This window comes from Clostridium thermopalmarium DSM 5974 (genome assembly GCF_002995795.1).
Taxonomy (GTDB): Bacteria; Bacillota; Clostridia; order Clostridiales; family Clostridiaceae; genus Clostridium_H; species Clostridium_H thermopalmarium.
Window position 1 is genome coordinate 1 of the sequence record NZ_PVXN01000074.1, and the last position, 1,976, is coordinate 1,976.

Annotated in this window: 1 protein-coding gene, 3 tRNA genes and 2 rRNA genes; all 6 read right to left on the reverse strand. The window is 33.6% G+C overall.

All coding sequences use genetic code 11. The features are described 5' to 3' along the window. Positions 1–561 precede the first annotated feature (561 nt). The 6 genes from CPAL_RS13710 to rrf (CPAL_RS13735) all read right to left on the reverse strand — a co-directional run bounded on the left by CPAL_RS13710 (position 562) and on the right by rrf (CPAL_RS13735) (position 1,968). Complete coding sequence (locus CPAL_RS13710) at positions 562–1,311, reverse strand: peptidylprolyl isomerase (RefSeq protein ID WP_061859247.1); 750 nt, start codon at positions 1,309–1,311, stop codon at positions 562–564. A 146-nt stretch (positions 1,312–1,457) separates the two neighbouring features. Next, positions 1,458–1,533 (reverse strand) — tRNA-Lys (locus tag CPAL_RS13715). 6 nt (positions 1,534–1,539) lie between these two features. Continuing rightward, a tRNA-Phe gene (locus tag CPAL_RS13720) sits at positions 1,540–1,615 on the reverse strand. Positions 1,616–1,621: 6 nt separating this feature from the next. After that, positions 1,622–1,738, reverse strand: a 5S ribosomal RNA gene (gene rrf, locus CPAL_RS13725). Between the two features lie 31 nt (positions 1,739–1,769). Continuing rightward, positions 1,770–1,845 (reverse strand) — tRNA-Phe (locus tag CPAL_RS13730). Between the two features lie 6 nt (positions 1,846–1,851). Further along, positions 1,852–1,968, reverse strand: a 5S ribosomal RNA gene (gene rrf / locus CPAL_RS13735). Positions 1,969–1,976: the final 8 nt, after the last annotated feature.

Consider the following 1,976-nt stretch of genomic DNA (forward strand, 5'->3'; position numbering starts at 1 on the left):
CGTCCTGAGCCAGGATCAAACTCTCATATTAAAAGTTTAATCTACTCATAAGTCATTGACTGGCTTTTATTTACCTTAATTCTGTTTAATTTTCAAAGACCAAATCTTTTATTTTTCGCTGTCATCTAACAGCTTATTCAGTATAACAAACTTGTTTTAGTTTGTCAACATTTTTTAACTTAATCTTTAATTTCTTAAAAACACATATAATTGTGAGTTGTTAACCACTTTCTGCCGTCTTTCGTGACGACATGGACTATATTATCACAAATATAAGTGTTAATCTAAAGAATTTACCTCTCTAATTCAAATTAAATCTATATATTTATATATTTCTTTATTTTTCTCAAATTTTATTATGTTGATACGCTTGGAGTAGTATACGACAAAATATTCATAGTTACTAATGGAGAGTGTTGATTGATAATTTTATAATTAAGCCTTCCTAATTATCTTGTTTATTCTTAATTATCCACTCTCCACTTATTCTTTATCAATTACAACTAAGCATTTTATAATATTTTTACTGTTAAATACATAACTTTATAAATTTAAAAGACATTAGAACTTGTTTATTTCTACAGTATATTTTTCTTTTAATTCATCAAGAACACTCATATATCTAAAGTTTTGCCTTTCCTGTGTCAAGTTTGCTTTAATCATATCCTTAACTTTATCAAATGGCTGTATTTCTGCTTCTTGTTTACTTTGAACTTCTATAATATGATAACCAAATTGAGTTTTAACTGGCTCACTCAATACCCCTATGTTTAATTCAAATGCTGCTTTTTCAAATTCAGGAACCATTTGTCCTCTTCCAAATCTACCTAAGTTTCCACCTGCAGCTTTTGAAGGACATGTTGAATATTTATTAGCAGCTTCTTCAAAAAGCATACCATTCTTTATCTTTTCCACTACTTCATTAGCTAACTCTTCTGAATCAACAAGAATGTGTCTTGCTTCTACTGTTTCTCCTGTTTTAAACATTTGCTTATTAGCTTCATAATAGTCTTCTACCTCTTTATCTGTAACCTTTACCTCAGAAAGCACATTATCTATAGCCATTTGAGTTAAAATTTCTTTCTTTGCTATTTCCATTGCTTGAATAAACTTTTCTGAATTCTCTATTTCAGTATCCTTTGCATGGTTATAGTATAATTCAAATGCAATGAATTGATCTAATAATTGTTGTTTTCCCTGCTCTGTAGCAAAAAAAGCTTGCCTTTCTCTTGGAAATCTTGCAATTGCAGATTGGATATCTGCTTCTGTTATCTCTTTTCCATTAACTTTAGCTAAAACTTTATTCTCCATTTTTAAGCTCCTTTAAATTTATTTGTAAGTTAGAAACTTACCTATCTATAATACCATATAAAAACATAAAAAAATAGATTTCCTATGAATATAGCAGTCAAAACTTATAAAAAAAAAGCACTTCATTTGTATTATGAAGTGCTTTTTGGTGATCCACCGGGGAATCGAACCCCGGACAACTTGATTAAAAGTCAAGTGCTCTACCGACTGAGCTAGTGAATCATATATTGGTGGCTGGACCAGGAATCGAACCAGGGACACGAGGATTTTCAGTCCTCTGCTCTACCGACTGAGCTATCCAGCCATATTTACCTGGCAACGACCTACTCTTCCACACCGTCTCCAGTGCAGTACCATCGGCGCTTTGAAGCTTAACCTTCGTGTTCGGAATGGGAACGGGTGTTACCTTCAAGCCATAATCACCAGATATATGTTTTTTACTTTAATTTTTTAGTATTTGGTGGCTGGACCAGGAATCGAACCAGGGACACGAGGATTTTCAGTCCTCTGCTCTACCGACTGAGCTATCCAGCCACATTTACCTGGCAGCGACCTACTCTTCCACACCGTCTCCAGTGCAGTACCATCGGCGCTTTGAAGCTTAACCTTCGTGTTCGGAATGGGAACGGGTGTTACCTTCAAGCCATAACCACCAGATATTATTT

Bases quoted from the DNA above. Each gene is read 5' to 3' on its own strand.
- CPAL_RS13710 (WP_061859247.1), bottom strand. From the start codon at position 1,311: ATGGAGAATAAAGTTTTAGCTAAAGTTAATGGAAAAGAGATAACAGAA.